Origin of the sequence: Phocaeicola oris (genome assembly GCF_021295095.1) — a bacterium.
In the GTDB taxonomy this organism is placed as follows: Bacteria; Bacteroidota; Bacteroidia; order Bacteroidales; family Bacteroidaceae; genus Phocaeicola; species Phocaeicola oris.
The window spans coordinates 55,412-71,403 of record NZ_JAJLQX010000004.1; the positions used below are offsets into that span (position 1 = coordinate 55,412).

Below are 15,992 nucleotides of genomic sequence, written 5' to 3' on the forward strand. Positions count from 1 at the left end.
TATATGATAAATAATAATTTTAAACTGAAGTATTGCGGTGAAAGTTGTCTATGCTATAAAGGGTGTGGGCGACAAGACCGTCAGCTAAATACATACGACTGGCTGGCTGATATTCCGGGGAATACCGATGAACAAGAAATGGTAGAAGTTCAGTTCAAGAATACCCGAAAAGGATATTATAAAAACAGCAATCATCTTCGTTTAGAGAAAGATGATGTGGTAGCCGTAGAAGCCAATCCGGGCCATGACATCGGACGGGTTACGCTAACCGGACGTTTGGTCCATCTCCAAATGCGCAAGGCAAATCTAAAGCCGGATATAGAAATCAAACGTATTTACCGAAAAGTTAAACCCGTTGATATCGAAAAATATAATGAAGCAAAAGCCAAAGAGCATGATACGATGATTCGCTCCCGACAGATTGCCAAGAATTTAAACCTTCAGATGAAGATTGGTGATGTAGAATATCAGGGCGACGGCAACAAAGCTATCTTCTATTACATTGCAGATGAACGTGTCGATTTCCGTCAATTGATAAAAGTCTTAGCTGAAACATTTCATGTCCGCATAGAAATGAAACAAATCGGTGCTCGTCAAGAAGCCGGACGAATTGGAGGAATCGGACCATGTGGCAGAGAACTTTGCTGTGCTACATGGATGACCAGTTTTGTTTCTGTATCTACCGGTGCCGCTCGAATTCAAGATATTTCACTGAATCCACAAAAATTGGCCGGTCAGTGTGCAAAGTTGAAGTGTTGTTTGAATTATGAAGTTGACTCGTACGTTGAAGCCCAGCATAAATTGCCAAGTAAAGAGATTGAATTGGAAACCACAACCGGTACATTCTACTTCTTCAAAGCTGATATTTTGAAAGGTTTAATTACCTATTCTTCTGATAAAACAATTCTTGCCAATACTGTAACCATACCGGTAGCTCGTGCTTTTGAAATTATAAATATGAATAAAAAGGGGCAAAAGCCGGATTCTTTGGAAGAGACTGCAGAACAAGCAAAAAAACACGCAAACAAACCTATCGACTTGCTTGAGCAAGAGAGCCTGACACGTTTTGATAACCGTAGAAATAACAAAAAGAAAAAGCGCAATAAAAATAATAATCGTCCTCAACAGAATCAGATACAAATTGAAGACGATTTAAGGAATCAACAACCGATAGTTCAACAGAAAGACATTAATAATCAAAATAAACAATGGAATCAAAATCGTTCATCTCACGATAGCAACGATTCTTTTCAACAGCCAACTAATCATAGTCGCAATTTTAGAAATGATAACCGCAATCGAAGAAACTATCAAAATCGCGATCCAAGAAATAGAAACAACAACAGAGATTATCAAAATAGAAATCAAGAACAACAAGATCATCAGCAAAATCAACAAAACAGACAAGCAAATAATAGGTCTAATCAGACTCAAAACACTAAGCCGAATGCTTCGAAATCCAATAACAAACAACCTTCAGAAAGGTTCCATAATCCGAGCGAACGTCCTAAGAAAGAGAGTAATAGCCCGAACGCTTAAATATCTTCTTTCTATAATTTGTCTTTCTTCTTTTCTCTCCTGTCAAAAAGAGATTGCATACTACTCGTACCAACCTGTTCCTATCGCAGGTTGGACGAATAGTGACACGCTCACTTTCGCCCTTCCTAAGAAATTTCAAAAAGGCTTTTATGACGTCTTTATTGGAGTACGTAATAAAAGCAGCTACCCTTACCAAGATATATGGCTCCGCATTATGCATAATCTTGATGGAACAAATCAGTTTAAGTACGAAAAAGTACACTTTGCCATAGCTAATCCCGATGGGACATGGAAAGGAGTAGGAATCAGCAGTTTGTATCAATTAAAAGTTTCATATTTAAGAAACGTAGAGATAGAGGAAGAAAAAGAAGTACGTGTTTTTAAAATTATTCCCTATATGCGTGATGAATCACTAAAAGGATTGAGTGATATAGGATTATTCATTAAACATCATCAATGATTGCTCCGACCTGCATCTATTCTCAAAAAGATAAAAAGCAACAAAGTAAAACCCCACAATGAAGAACCTCCATAACTAAAAAAAGGTAATGGTATACCAATAACCGGCGTCAAACCTAATACCATACCTATATTAATAAATAAGTGAAAGAAAATAATACTCACAACAGCATACCCATACACTCGACCAAAAGTTGTATGTTGCCTCTCAGCCAGATAGATTAGTCTAAGTATGAGTATCGTAAACAAAAGAAGTACAGCAGCCGATCCAATGAAGCCTTCTTCTTCGCCCACCGTACAGAAAATAAAGTCAGTATCCTGCTCCGGCACATATTTCAACTTTGTCTGAGTCCCTTTCAAAAATCCCTTCCCGGTCAGCCCACCAGAACCAATAGCTATTTTACTTTGATTAACGTTATATCCTGATCCGGCCGGATCGTCCTCCATACCTAATACAACTTTAATGCGGACCTGTTGATGTGGCTCCAACATCTTATCAAAAACATAATCGGCAGAATATAGAAAAGCTACAGACCCAACAGCGAAAACACATACTAAAGCCAACGGCCATAATCTATCCCGAAGAGAAATAAATAACAAGTATATAGCCAAGCAGAAAATAAGAGGTAATTGGAAATAAGTTATATTAAAAGGTATTACATATAAAGAAAATAATAGTGCCAATAACGTTAATCCGATTCCTAAGAAAAAGAGATTACGAGCTAACTCTTGTTTACTAAAACTATATACGTAAATCAGAATAGGAGTTAAAGCAGTAATCATTGCCAAAACAGAAAAATGGCCAATAGATGTAATTCGATCCGGCATCAGTTCATCACCGAAACGAATGCCAACAACAAAGAATATAACTGCGCAAATTCCCGCAAAGAGAAATACACCAGGCATTCCTTCCCGATATAACATTAAAAAGAAAGCAAGATAAACAAGTGCAGAACCTGTCTCTCTCTGCATTACAATCAATGCCATTGGGACGAGGAATAATGCTAAGGTGATACCTATATCTTTCACTTTCTGCATAGAATAATTATATTTCGACATAAACTTCGCTAATGCTAAAGCTGTCGCGAACTTCGCAAATTCTGCCGGCTGTATACTGATACTCCCCAATTTTAACCATGAATACGAACCTTTTGTATTATCCGCTATAAAAGGTGTTACAAACAAGATTAATATCATGACTCCATAAAGAAGATAAGCAAATATATCATACAATTTATCATCAAGCATCAACAAGATGAATCCCAATCCCAAAGAACAGGACATCCAAACTATTTGTTTCCCTGAACGAGTATCAAAACTAAAGAAATCTATGTCACCATAATCATAACTGGCTCCACAAATGCTAAACCAGCCAAAAATTACTAACGCTAAATAAAGAGCAATAGTAAACCAGTCAACAGACTTGAACATATTACCTTTCGTGTATGCCATAATCTATTCGCTTGTTTTGAAATTCTGCTGCTTTTGCTTCACTCATTGGAGACAATTCTCCATTTAAATATTGTTCTATAATAAGAGAACCCAGAGGAACACCATATTGAGCTCCAAACCCTCCATTCTCAACATAAACAGCAACAGCTATCTTTGGATCATTCATCGGAGCAAATCCCATGAATGCAGAATGATCTTTTCCTCTATTCTGAGCCGTACCTGTTTTTCCACACACTTCAATGCCAGGAATATTTGCCCCTCTACAAGTACCACCTAATACTGCCTGCCGCATTCCTTGGACAACAACATCATAATACTCTGACTCAACTTTCGTATAACGGCGAGTAGTATAAAGAGAATCCAACGGTTCGCCATCTATTTTTCTAACAACATGAGGGGTAATAAAATAACCTCTATTTGCAATGGTCGCACTCAAATTTGCTATCTGTAAAGGAGTTGCAGTAACCTCACCCTGCCCAATGGAGATAGAAATAACGGTCAGCCCGTTCCATGACTTCTTATAATACTTATCATAATATTCGGCATTCGGTATCATACCACGTTTCTCACCGGGCAAGTCCACTCCTAACGGATATCCATATCCCATAGATACCATATAATCCCGCCAAGTAGACATGGCTTTTTGCACAGAGCCATATTTTTTCCGAGCACCTATCATGTGATAAAGTCCCCAACAAAAATAACCGTTACATGATGTCGCTATAGCCGGCACCAAAGATAAAGGAGACGGATGCCCATGACAGCCCACTCTTAAACCCGCATAAACGAATCCATGATAACAAGGGTAAGCAGTCTCGGAAGTGATAATACCTTCCTGCAAAAAAGCCAAAGCTTGCGATGGTTTGAACGTAGAACCCGGAGGATATGTTCCCATAATAGCACGATTGAGCAATGGTTTCCAAGGATCTTGTGAAAGCATCATGTGATTCCTTCCTCTGGGACGACCTACCATCAAATGTGGATCATACGAAGGAGAAGAAACCATACAGAGAATTTCTCCTGTCTTTGGCTCTATAGCTACAATGCTTCCAATCTTTCCTTCCAGCAAACGCTCTCCCAGCATTTGTAAGTTTATGTCTATACTCAGTCGAAGATTTTTTCCGGGAATAGGAGTAATATCATATTTACCATCCTGATAACGGCCTTGAATTCTTCCACGTGCATCACGAAGCAATATTTCTACTCCTTTTTCTCCACGCAATTGCTTTTCATATGAACGCTCTACTCCTATCTTTCCTATAAAGTCCCCCTGCACATAATAATCATCTGCTTCAATATCGCTCTTCGATACTTCACCTATATCACCCAATACATGAGCTGCGGAATTAAAATTATATTGCCGAATTGTTCTTTGCTGAATATAAAAACCAGGAAATTGAAACAATTTTTCTTGAAGAACCGCACATTCTTCAGCCGATAGCTGAGTCATTAAAACCTGATGAGTATATGGTGTGTAACCGGGATTCAAGTGCCGGTCTTTGATGTCTCTTAAACGACGTTTCAGATAATCCGGAGAAATCTTTAATGTTTTACAAAAGTCGAGTGTATCCAAATGAGTTACCTCTTTCATGACCACAGTCACATCGTATGCCGGCTGGTTATAAACCAACAAACTATCGTTTCTATCATAAATAATACCGCGACTCGGATATTGTGTTTGATGCAAGAATGCATTACTATCTGCATTCTTCTTATAGTCGGTACTCATAATCTGTAAAGCAAAAAGACGAAGAAGGTAAAGCAATACAACCAATACTATCGCTCCACCTATGATATACTTCCGTTTCTCAAGATCAAAGCCCTTTTCCACTATTTTCTCCTCCTTATAGCCTCAGCACAGAATATGCAAACTAAGGTAATAGCAAGGTCTGATATAATTCTTAATCCTAATTGCTGCCAGTTGAAAAATGAAAACGTTTCCATCATTTCCACTACACAACAAAAAATTAATGTACAAATCAATACATATTTAAAATACGAAGAAAATCCCATTGATGGAATACTCGGAGCAAAATTCTCTTCCATCTCCTTCAATGTTACCAATCGAATTATCGGTCCACGAACAAAAGCCATCAATGTAGCAGCTGCCGCGTTAATACCCGGAGTATTACAGAATATATCAATAAAGAGACCTAAAAAGAATCCCCAGAGCATAAGAGTACTTCTTCCTACCCCGGAATCATATCTTAACAGAAAGTAGATAAAAAAGAAAGGCGTGGCATAACCTAAGATATGTACATGGCTCAATACCAATACCTGTAACAATACCAGACCAACAAACCACACCATATTTTCCAATACCACCAACATCTTTACTGATTCTCGTCCGCTTTCCTAACTTCTTCTTCCAACTTCTCTTGTTCTAAACCTGTTTTTCTTGAAATTACCCTAACTTCATTTAATCGGGCAAAATCAATAAACAATCTAACCTTCAACATGTACGAAAGTCCATCATCACTATCTCCTATATCATCAATAGTGCCAACAGGTATACCGGAAGGGAAGATAGAACTATGTCCACTTGTCACAATGGTATCACCCAATTCAAATATAGCATGGCGAGGAAGATCCCTGATATAAGCATATTCTGTTGATCCGCCATTCCATTTCAAGAACCCGAAATAATCACTTCGCTCAATTTTACAGCTGATGCTACTCTTTGCATTTAAAACAGGAATAACTACCGCATAATGCGCTGAAGTCTTATAAACGATGCCAACGACTCCGTTGCCACCAACAACTCCCATTTCCGGAAACACACCATCCGACTGTCCTTTATCGATTGTCAAATAGTTATGTGAGTAATTGATACTATTATTAATAACATTTGCCTTGATAAGATCATAATCCATCAAGGCATTCCGTTTCATTTTCTCTACAAAAGCCGTATCTGCAATAAGTTTTTCATACGCCTCTTTCAGTTGCTGCATTTGAATTTCCAACTCAACATTTTTATTGACCAAATCTGAATTGATTGATTTCAGATGAAAGTAGCCTTTTACATTATCAGCGACCTCATACACAATACCGGTTACTGCATTCGCCGAAGTGAAAAACACGCTTCCCTGATAGCCGTTGAATCGAAACAACAGCATAAAACTGATCATCTCTAAAATAAAAAAGAGAAACCAGTGTTTATACTTTATCAGGAAATCAAGCAGATTGTGCATTAGGCCACTACCTCATCAGAAAAGAGAATCTATTCACATTCTTTAATGCCACACCCGTCCCCTTTGCCACACTTAGTAAAGGATCTTCAGCAACATGGAAAGGAATATTAATCTTATCGGTGAGACGTTTATCCAAGCCACGCAATAATGCACCACCACCGGCTAAATAAATACCGTTCTGAACAATATCCGCGTATAATTCAGGCGGAGTCTGTTCCAAAGCACTCAAGATTGCGGTCTCAATCTTAGCGATACTCTTTTCCAGACAATGAGCTATCTCTTGATAATTTACAGCTACTTCCATAGGCAATGCTGTAATACGATTTGGTCCTCGTACCACATAATCCTCCGGAGCATCCTCTCCCAAATCAGTCAAAGCTGCACCGACATGAATCTTAATACGCTCTGCCATACGCTCACTGACTCTTACACTATGCTGACGACTCATATAATCCTGAATATCCGAAGTCAAATCATCACCTGCTATACGAATGGAGGTATTAGAAACAATACCACCTAACGAAATAACCGCAATTTCTGTTGTTCCACCGCCGATATCTACAATCATATTTCCTTCCGGAGCTTCCACATCAACACCTATACCGATAGCAGCTGCCATAGGCTCAAAAATCAAGTACACGTCACGTCCGCCTGCATGTTCCGCGCTATCACGGACTGCACGCAATTCAACTTCTGTACTGCCCGAAGGAACACCAATCACCATTCGAAGTGACGGAGAAAAGAGCCGGCTACCCATATTCACTTTCTTAATCAGTCCGCGAATCATTTGCTCGCAAGCATTAAAATCGGCAATCACGCCATCTCTTAACGGACGGACTGTACGAATAGTAGGGTTTTCCTTTTCATACATCATCTTAGCCTGCTCTCCAACAGCAATCATTTTATCGGTACGACGATCGAGCGCCACTACCGACGGTTCATCTACTACGATCTTTCCATTACTGGTAATAATAGTATTCGCAGTACCAAGATCAATTGCTATTTCTTGTGTAAAAGACAATAATCCCATAAAATTAATGTTTAAAATGGCGGATGCCTGTTAATACCATGGCAACCCCATGCTGATTACAATAGTCAAAAGTTTGTTGATCGCGAATGGACCCACCGGGCTGAATAACAGCCTTAATGCCTTCCTTGTCGGCTAATTCTACACAATCAGGAAATGGAAAGAAAGCATCACTTGACATGACTGCACCATGCAAATCAAATCCGAAAGATTTTGCTTTATCAATAGCCTGCTTAAGAGAATCAACACGAGAAGTCTGTCCTACACCACTCGCCAATAGCTGTTTTCCTTTTGCCAAAACAATTGCGTTACTCTTACTGTTCTTTACAATCTTATTGGCAAACAACATATCTTGAATTTCTTCCTGTGAAGGAGCTTTTTCCGTTACTTGCTTCAAGTCTGCTTCTGTTTCTATATCAAGGTCTTTGTCCTGAACCAGTACACCGTTCAATAATGAGCGGAACTGCATCTTTGGCAACTTAACATCCTTACGAACCAGAATAATGCGGTTCTTCTTCTGTCCTAAAATCCGCAAAGCATCTACATCATAATCCGGGGCAATAATGACTTCAAAGAAGAGTTTGTTAATTTCTTCCGCGGTAGCTCTATCAATCACCGCATTCGTAATCAAAACACCGCCAAACGCAGAAACGGGATCGCCGGCTAAGGCATCTTTCCATGCCTCAAGTACTGTTGGACGAGAAGCCAAACCACATGGATTCATGTGCTTCAAGATAGCAAATGTAATCTCATCGTACTCATCAATCAAATCAATGGCAGCATTAATGTCTTGCAAGTTATTATATGAGATTTCCTTACCGTGAATCTGATCGAACATGGCATCCAAGTCACCATAGAAGTAACCTTTCTGGTGAGGGTTCTCACCATAGCGTAGCTGTTTTTGATTATCTTCAGCAAAACGGAATGCAGACATGTCACCTCTATCAAAATAATGGAAAATATCTGTATCGTATTTAGATGAAACGGCAAATGCCTCTTTAGCAAACCAATGACGTTCTTCCAAAGATGTTTGCGCGCCGTGTTCTACCAGCATATCGCAGAATGGTTTGTACTGAGCTTTGCCGGCAATAATTACGACATCATTAAAGTTCTTTGCCGCGGCACGAATCAAGGAAATACCACCTATATCTATCTTTTCAATAATAGACGCGTCATCCGCCCCAGAAGCAACGGTATCTTCGAATGGATACAAGTCGACAATAACAAGGTCAATCTCCGGAATTTCGTATTCCTGCATCTGCTGGCGATCTTCTTCCAAACCTCTACGCCCTAAAATACCTCCAAATACTTTAGGATGCAACGTCTTTACCCGTCCTCCTAAAATAGAAGGATAAGTTGTCAATTCTTCAACGGCCTGACAAGCGTAACCCTTAGATTCGATAAAACGTTGTGTCCCTCCGGTTGAGAGGAATCTCACTCCTTCTTCATTCAATTTGGCCAAAATCTCGTCCAAACCTTCCTTGTGATAAACCGAAATCAATGCGGTTTTTATTCTCTTTGTATCCGACATATTCTATAGATTATGTATGTAGGTACAAAGGTAATCTTTTCATGCTATAAAGCACATCAAAATCCGTGAAATATTATTTAATATGATAGTTTTTTTTATTAAAAAAAGATTTTTTGACTTTAAGAATAAAGATGCCTCTTTTTCTTCAACAAAGAGTCACAGACAGCTTTTCCTACAGATACTGTATCTTTACCGAGTGTTAGTATAACTTAAAACAGTGACGCGTACGAACGAATAAAGTGATCCGTATCAATCGGGCAACTCATCAGCATCAATCGAGTAACTCATCAGCATCAGTTGAGCAACTCATCAGCATCAGTTTTGTAACTCATCAACATCACTTTATAAGATGAAGCATATCTACTTGAATTCCGTTGTCCAACTCCTCAACATACATAAAGGAACATCTTGAAAATGAAAACGTTTCAGCCAATGTATTTTGTAATACAAATGTAACATATATGTCACATCTCCATCACATATTAAAAATACTTTTGTCGTGCAAACGTAATTATAAGTTTAATGGAAACAATGTTTTTGGGAATCGTAATCTTCCTATTCACGCTGGCAATCTTCGATCTTACCGTAGGCGTCAGTAATGATGCTGTCAATTTTCTCAATTCTGCAATTGGAGCTAAAGCAGCTTCGTTTAAAGTAATTATCGCAATCGCCGCTCTCGGTATCTTTTGTGGAGCAACCATGAGCAATGGCATGATGGAAATAGCTCGCCATGGAATCTTTCAACCAGAACAGTTTTATTTTCAAGAATTAATGTATATCTTCATCGCGGTTATGGTCACCGACGTGGTCGTTCTCGACATATTCAATACCTTAGGCATGCCTACGTCAACTACCGTATCCATGGTGTTCGAGCTGCTTGGCGGATCGGTCGCTCTTGCCATAGTGAAACTTATCAATGACGATAGCGGACTTTTAACCTTTGGAGAATTATTAAACACGAGTAAAGCTCTTTCCGTTATCATAGCCATATTTGTATCTGTTGCTATTGCTTTCCTTTTTGGAGTAATCGCACAATGGATTTCACGTGTTATTTTTACATTCAATTATAAGAAACATTTAAAATATTCTATTGGGATCTTTGGTGGTATCGCTATTACTTCCATCATTTATTTCATCTTTATAAAAGGATTAAGAGAATCTTCTGTGCTTTCTCCTGATTGGCAATCATGGATTCAACATAATACTTTTACTTTAGTACTCATATTCCTTGTTTTTTTCTCTGTTGTTATGCAGGTTTTGCACTGGTTCCACGTAAATATCTTCAAGATAATCGTTCTGCTTGGAACTTTTGCTTTAGCAATGGCTTTTGCGGGAAACGACTTGGTTAATTTCATCGGTGTCCCTCTTGCCGGTTATTCCAGTTATCTCGACTTTATTCATAATGGTAATGGCGAGCCGATGGGATATCTTATGGGAGCTCTTCGCGAACCGGCACGAACTCCTTTTCTATTTCTCTTTATAGCAGGAATTATTATGGTGATTTCACTGATAAAATCAAAGAAAGCTCAAAATGTTATTAAAACATCTGTCGACTTGTCTCGTCAGGATGAAGGTGAAGAAATGTTCGGTTCCTCTATGGTTGCTCGAAGCTTGGTTAGAACATTCACGAATATATCTCAAAGTATTATATGTTATATACCAAGTTCTGTCAGGAACTGGATAAACAGTCGCTTCAATGCCGATGAAGCTATCATTGTCAATGGAGCCGCATTCGATCTTGTCCGTGCATCGGTCAACTTAGTTTTGGCGGCTTTATTGATAGCCCTTGGCACTTCACTGAAACTTCCTCTTTCCACTACTTATGTTGCCTTTATGGTAGCAATGGGCTCATCACTGGCAGATAGGGCATGGAGTCGCGACAGTGCGGTTTATCGTATCACCGGTGTTATATCTGTCATCGGCGGTTGGTTTATTACAGCCGGTGTAGCTTTCGTTGTCTGCTTCATTGTTACTCTTATCATTCACTTTGGAGGAATGATTGCAACCGTTTTGATGATTGCATTAGCTATCTTCCTCCTTATTCGCAGCAACATTAATTATGCGAAAAAAGAAAAAAGCAATAAGGGAATAGATATGATTTTTAAACACATGATGAGTAGCAAAGATAAAACCGAGATATGGATACTGCTTAAAGAGCATGTAATAAATACACTCGTAAATTCTATGACATACGCCATGGAAACCTATACGAAGATAACCGATGGTTTCTTTAACGAAGATCTTCACAATTTGCGTAAATGTATGAACAGTGCTGAAAATGAAAAAGAGTTACTGAAGAAAGAGCGACGCAAAGAGATACTTGGATTCCGCAAAATCGATCGATTCCTTGCGCTGGAAAAGAACACATGGTTCCATTTGGGAATAAACAGTTGCGAACAGATGTTATATTGCTTGAAGCGACTTTGCGAACCTTGTAAGGAGCATGTTGACAATAACTTTAATCCCATGAAAAAGACAGATATTGATAAATTTATTCCGGTCCGTAATGAACTGATAGCTCTGATGGAGAAAGCCAGAGACATATTAAAAAGTGGCGATTACCTCCATACAGACGATTCTATCAGAGGGAGATATGCTAAAAGCAAAACTATCTGTCATGCGCCATAGTGAAATGAACCAAATGCAAGAGAATGATACAAACATAAAAACTGCATTGGTCTATCTTATCATTCAGGAATCGCAAGAATTGGTTAGTATTTGGCGTCATCTGCTTCGTGCCGCACGTATGTTCCAATTAGAAGATAAACATATAGATAAAGTCGCATAATTTTACTCTACCATTTTGTCAATATCAAAATTAGTATTACTTTTGCAACGACTTATTAAGATTTAATAAAATAGCTAAGGACATTAGCGATTCAGCGCCTTGATGAGAATCACAGCGCTGTTTTTTATTATCAAAAGAAACTCTTACATGTTTTTTATAGCTTCTTCCTTTCTCTCACGAATCTTTCTCAACTCATCCATGTAACTGGCAGTAATAACTCCGGAAGGGAGTGCAATAATCGCCACTCCAAATATGGCAGAAAGCATACTTATAAAACGCCCTAACTCAGTTACCGGACATAAATCACCATAACCTACGGTGGTAAGTGTAACTGTCGCCCAATAGAGTGCGTCAAAGAATGAATTAAAGGTTACAGCTCCTGTATTGGGATTAATATGGGGTTCTGCATTAAACATGATAAGCGCGGTGAGAAAAATATAAAAAGAAGCCAAAACCAATACGGACAACAAAACATTCTTTTCCTTCTTTATCACTCCCATAAATATAGTTATCTTATTGGTATAGCGAAAAATCTTTAACAATCGGACAATCTTTAATAACCTTGAGAGACGGAATATCTTAAAAGATGAACTAATGACATGCAAACTCGAAAGAATAGACAACAAATCTATGATTGCCATAAGAGTAAAAGGATAAACCAAAAAGGATTTCCATCCCTCTTTCAATTTCAAGTCCGCAGTCCCCCATCGTAGCAGATAATCAACAATAAAAATAATCGCTGTAATATACTCTGTATAAAAAAATATCGGATAGGTATTAATGGTCATCAACGGGAGAATACTCACCATGATAACAATAAACATCCATACATCGTATATCCGGCTCAATACCAAATGCCGGTCACTTCTGTCTATGATACTAAAAATTAATTCTCTCATTTTATTCTATACATCATGTATCAAGTAAATTAGCAGGTATATTACAAATAGATTGCCAGAAACATTTTCACATCCAAAGCACGCAACCATTCCTCCAAGAAGAATGGTTGCTATAACAAAAAAATATGTAACATAAACTAAAGCTCCTCATCGCTACACTGGAATGTAGTACCCCTGCTGATATCTCCAGTCTGTAAACCAAGCTTGAACCACTTCATACGCTGAGCAGAAGTTCCATGATTAAAACTTTCAGGAATAGCATAGCCACGAGCTTTCTTCTGCAAATAATCATCACCGATTACGGCAGCACAATTAATAGCCTTTTCTATATCGCCATCCTCCAAAGAGCCAAACATCTTATTATCATAATTAGCCCAAACACCGGCATAGAAATCAGCCAAAAGTTCCAAGCGGACACTCAATTTGTTACTCTCCGTTTCATTAACAGTCTGCATCTTTTGATGAACCTGATCAAGCAAACCTGTCAAATACTCAACATGGTGCCCAACTTCATGAGCAATGACGTAAGCATAAGCGAAATCTCCATCAGCCCCCAACTGTTGTTTCATTGTACTAAAGAAAGACAAATCAAGATACAAAGCCTGATCCGCAGAACAATAGAACGGACCAACAGATGAAGTAGCACCGCCGCAACCTGTCTGAACACCATCAGTGAAGAGAACCATTCTTGGAACTTGATAAGTTGCGCCATGTTCTTTAAAAATTTGAGTCCAGACATCCTCGGTCCCCGCGAGAATCTGTTTAGAGAATTTTGCAAGTGCCTGTTCTTCTTCTGTAAATTCCCGTTGAGTAGTCTGTTGCTCTGTACCCATCATAGAACCGGCCTGCTGCAACACGTCAAGAGGATTGCCACCCATCAATAAAGTAATCAATCCGACAATAATTATACCTCCAATTCCTAATCCGGTTTTCTGCCCGCCACTCAAACCGCGTCGGTCTTCAACATTGGAACTTTCTCTTCTACCGTTTAATTTCATAATATTTATGCTTACGCTAATTTCTGCTTAATACAATTTAAATGTACTTGTAACCAACAATAACTACGCAAACTCTACGCTTTCAATCAGAATTTATAAAACTGTAAATCGTGCAAATATACATTCTTTTTCTTTTTATACAATACAATCCATTAAAATCTATTGTTAGTTCGACACTATAAAATTCAAAAAATTAAAAATATGACATTCGCTTTAATATATTAACAAAACAATTCGTTATCTTTGCATATTACTTTACTTTTTAATATTATCAACTAATATAGAATAATTACTAATAACAAGAATATGAAGAAAGAAATAAAATTTAGTCTTGTTTATCGAGACATGTTCCAGTCTTCAGGCAAATACCAACCTCGTGTAGATCAGTTGGTTAAAATTGCTCCTGTAATCATTGATATGGGGTGTTTCGCCCGTGTTGAAACAAATGGCGGAGCCTTTGAACAGGTTAATTTGATGTATGGTGAAAACCCTAATACCGCTGTTCGTGCTTTCACTAAGCCTTTCAATGAAGTCGGCATTAAAACACACATGTTAGACCGTGGCTTGAATGCTTTACGAATGTTCCCTTGTCCGGCCGACCTTCGTAAATTGATGTATAAAGTTAAACATGCTCAAGGCGTTGATATTACTCGAATATTCTGTGGATTAAACGACCCTAACAACATTATCCCTTCCATTAAATATGCAAAAGAAGGAAGAATGACTCCACAGGCCACTCTTTGTATTACTTACTCACCGGTTCATACGGTAGAGTATTACACTAAGTTGGCAGATACTTTAATTGAGGCCGGTGCAGAAGAAATTTGTTTAAAGGATATGGCCGGCATTGGTCGTCCATGGTCACTTGGTCAATTGGTTAAGAACATCAAAACAAAGCACCCTGATATCATCATTCAGTATCACGGACACAGTGGTCCGGGACTTTCAATGGCTTCTATTCTTGAAGTTTGTGAAAATGGTGCCGATGTTATTGATACGGCTATTGAACCGTTATCATGGGGTAAGGTTCATCCGGATGTTATCTCCGTACAAGCCATGTTGAAAGACGCAGGCTTCCAAGTCCCTGAAATTAATATGAGTGCTTACATGAAAGCTCGTGCTTTAACTCAAGAATTCATAGACGACTTTCTCGGTTACTTCATGGATCCGAACAATAAGTTGATGTCTTCATTACTGTTGACTTGTGGTTTGCCGGGAGGCATGATGGGATCTATGATGGCCGATTTGAAGGGTGTTCATTCCGGCATCAATATGATGCTAAAGGCTCAGAATAAGCCGGAAGTTAGTCTTGACGATCTGGTTATTCACCTATTCGACGAAGTTAAGAATGTATGGCCTAAGGTTGGTTATCCTCCATTGGTAACGCCATTCAGCCAATACACGAAGAATATTGCGTTGATGAATATTATGGCAGAAGTTCAGAATAAGCCGATGTTTAGTTTGCTCTCAGACAATAGTATCTGGGGTATGATACTCGGGAAGAGCGGAAAGTTGCCGGGTGAAGTCGCTCCCGAAATCAAAGAATTGGCTAAAGAACAAGGTCGCGAGTTCTTCACAGGTGATGTTCAGGCTCTATATCCTGATTGCTTGGATAAATACCGTGAGGAGATGAAAAAGAATGGCTGGGAAACCGGTCCTGATGATGAGGAACTCTTCGAGTTCGCAATGCACGATACTCAATACCGTGACTTTAAGAGCGGTGTCGCAAAACAGCGTTTTGAAGCTGACTTACAGAAAGCTAAAGACGCGAGTATGGCAAAGAACGGCTTTTCTGAGGAAGACATTATAAAGATGAAACGGGCTAAAGCTGAACCTATCACTGCAGAAGAAAAAGGCCAAGTTGTTTGGGAAATCGACGTTGAAAATCCATCTATGGCCCCATCTGTTGGCAAGGAATTCAAAGCTGACGATAAGTTCTGTTACATCATGACTCATTGGGGTGCCGTTAAACAGACAGCTAACTTCAATGGTCGCGTCATTGAAATATGTGCTAAGCAAGGCGACCGTGTTGACAAAGGTGATGTCATTGCTTACATTCAGCGTAATGACGCTTAAGTAAATAGTCAATAAATAAGAAAAGGCTGCAA

11 protein-coding genes and 1 pseudogene are annotated in these 15,992 nt (G+C 38.8%); 4 read left to right on the forward strand and 8 right to left on the reverse strand.

Features of this window, described 5'->3' with window-relative positions; all coding sequences use genetic code 11:
* Nucleotides 1–6 precede the first annotated feature (6 nt).
* Both LO761_RS03545 and LO761_RS03550 read left to right on the forward strand, forming a co-directional pair.
* Complete coding sequence (locus LO761_RS03545; protein ID WP_407951541.1) at nucleotides 7–1,539, forward strand: PSP1 domain-containing protein; 1,533 nt, start codon at nucleotides 7–9, stop codon at nucleotides 1,537–1,539.
* On the forward strand, nucleotides 1,448–1,999 hold the full coding sequence (locus LO761_RS03550; protein WP_272816952.1) for a gliding motility lipoprotein GldH: 552 nt from the start codon (nucleotides 1,448–1,450) through the stop codon (nucleotides 1,997–1,999). The genes LO761_RS03545 and LO761_RS03550 overlap by 92 nt, the downstream gene beginning before the upstream one ends.
* Here LO761_RS03550 and rodA read toward each other — a convergent pair.
* From rodA to purH, 6 genes are read right to left on the reverse strand one after another with little or no spacing between them, the layout of a single operon-like run.
* Nucleotides 1,993–3,450, reverse strand: a complete 1,458-nt coding sequence (gene rodA, locus LO761_RS03555; RefSeq protein WP_272816953.1) for a rod shape-determining protein RodA — start codon at nucleotides 3,448–3,450, stop codon at nucleotides 1,993–1,995. The two genes, LO761_RS03550 and rodA, sit on opposite strands and share 7 nt — an antisense overlap.
* On the reverse strand, nucleotides 3,431–5,281 hold the full coding sequence (gene mrdA, locus LO761_RS03560; RefSeq protein ID WP_272816954.1) for a penicillin-binding protein 2: 1,851 nt from the start codon (nucleotides 5,279–5,281) through the stop codon (nucleotides 3,431–3,433). Before mrdA ends, rodA begins: the two co-directional genes overlap by 20 nt.
* Nucleotides 5,281–5,781: a rod shape-determining protein MreD gene (mreD, locus tag LO761_RS03565; protein ID WP_272816955.1), complete on the reverse strand. Its 501-nt coding sequence runs from the start codon at nucleotides 5,779–5,781 to the stop codon at nucleotides 5,281–5,283. The genes mrdA and mreD overlap by 1 nt, the downstream gene beginning before the upstream one ends.
* 2 nt (nucleotides 5,782–5,783) lie before the next feature.
* Nucleotides 5,784–6,641, reverse strand: coding sequence for a rod shape-determining protein MreC (gene mreC / locus LO761_RS03570; RefSeq protein ID WP_272816956.1), 858 nt, complete (start codon nucleotides 6,639–6,641; stop codon nucleotides 5,784–5,786).
* 7 nt (nucleotides 6,642–6,648) lie between these two features.
* Nucleotides 6,649–7,671 carry a rod shape-determining protein gene (locus LO761_RS03575; RefSeq protein ID WP_272816957.1) on the reverse strand — a complete coding sequence of 341 codons (1,023 nt, stop codon included), beginning with the start codon at nucleotides 7,669–7,671 and terminating at the stop codon, nucleotides 6,649–6,651.
* Between the two features lie 4 nt (nucleotides 7,672–7,675).
* Entirely contained in the window at nucleotides 7,676–9,199 is a 1,524-nt protein-coding gene (gene purH / locus LO761_RS03580) for a bifunctional phosphoribosylaminoimidazolecarboxamide formyltransferase/IMP cyclohydrolase (protein ID WP_272816958.1), read from the reverse strand.
* A gap of 522 nt (nucleotides 9,200–9,721) precedes the next feature.
* Here purH and LO761_RS03585 point away from each other — a divergent pair.
* Nucleotides 9,722–11,987: pseudogene (locus LO761_RS03585) on the forward strand (anion permease).
* A gap of 143 nt (nucleotides 11,988–12,130) precedes the next feature.
* On the opposite strand, the gene LO761_RS03590 reads toward LO761_RS03585, so the two are convergent.
* Both LO761_RS03590 and ypfJ read right to left on the reverse strand, forming a co-directional pair.
* On the reverse strand, nucleotides 12,131–12,886 hold the full coding sequence (locus LO761_RS03590) for an ion transporter (protein WP_272816959.1): 756 nt from the start codon (nucleotides 12,884–12,886) through the stop codon (nucleotides 12,131–12,133).
* Nucleotides 12,887–13,023: 137 nt separating this feature from the next.
* On the reverse strand, nucleotides 13,024–13,884 hold the full coding sequence (gene ypfJ, locus LO761_RS03595; protein WP_272816960.1) for a KPN_02809 family neutral zinc metallopeptidase: 861 nt from the start codon (nucleotides 13,882–13,884) through the stop codon (nucleotides 13,024–13,026).
* Between the two features lie 306 nt (nucleotides 13,885–14,190).
* Here ypfJ and LO761_RS03600 point away from each other — a divergent pair, with 306 nt between their 5' ends.
* Nucleotides 14,191–15,960: a biotin/lipoyl-containing protein gene (locus LO761_RS03600; protein WP_272816961.1), complete on the forward strand. Its 1,770-nt coding sequence runs from the start codon at nucleotides 14,191–14,193 to the stop codon at nucleotides 15,958–15,960.
* The last annotated feature ends 32 nt before the right edge of the window (nucleotides 15,961–15,992 follow it).

What these genes read in the sequence shown, in the direction of transcription:
- LO761_RS03600 (WP_272816961.1), top strand. Translation starts at nt 14,191, where the DNA reads ATGAAGAAAGAAATAAAATTTAGTCTTGTTTATCGAGACATGTTCCAG.
- purH (WP_272816958.1), bottom strand. Translation starts at nt 9,199, where the DNA reads ATGTCGGATACAAAGAGAATAAAAACCGCATTGATTTCGGTTTATCAC.
- mreC (WP_272816956.1), bottom strand. Translation starts at nt 6,641, where the DNA reads ATGCACAATCTGCTTGATTTCCTGATAAAGTATAAACACTGGTTTCTC.
- rodA (WP_272816953.1), bottom strand. Translation starts at nt 3,450, where the DNA reads ATGGCATACACGAAAGGTAATATGTTCAAGTCTGTTGACTGGTTTACT.
- LO761_RS03590 (WP_272816959.1), bottom strand. Translation starts at nt 12,886, where the DNA reads ATGAGAGAATTAATTTTTAGTATCATAGACAGAAGTGACCGGCATTTG.
- LO761_RS03550 (WP_272816952.1), top strand. Translation starts at nt 1,448, where the DNA reads ATGCTTCGAAATCCAATAACAAACAACCTTCAGAAAGGTTCCATAATC.
- LO761_RS03575 (WP_272816957.1), bottom strand. Translation starts at nt 7,671, where the DNA reads ATGGGATTATTGTCTTTTACACAAGAAATAGCAATTGATCTTGGTACT.
- mreD (WP_272816955.1), bottom strand. Translation starts at nt 5,781, where the DNA reads ATGTTGGTGGTATTGGAAAATATGGTGTGGTTTGTTGGTCTGGTATTG.
- ypfJ (WP_272816960.1), bottom strand. Translation starts at nt 13,884, where the DNA reads ATGAAATTAAACGGTAGAAGAGAAAGTTCCAATGTTGAAGACCGACGC.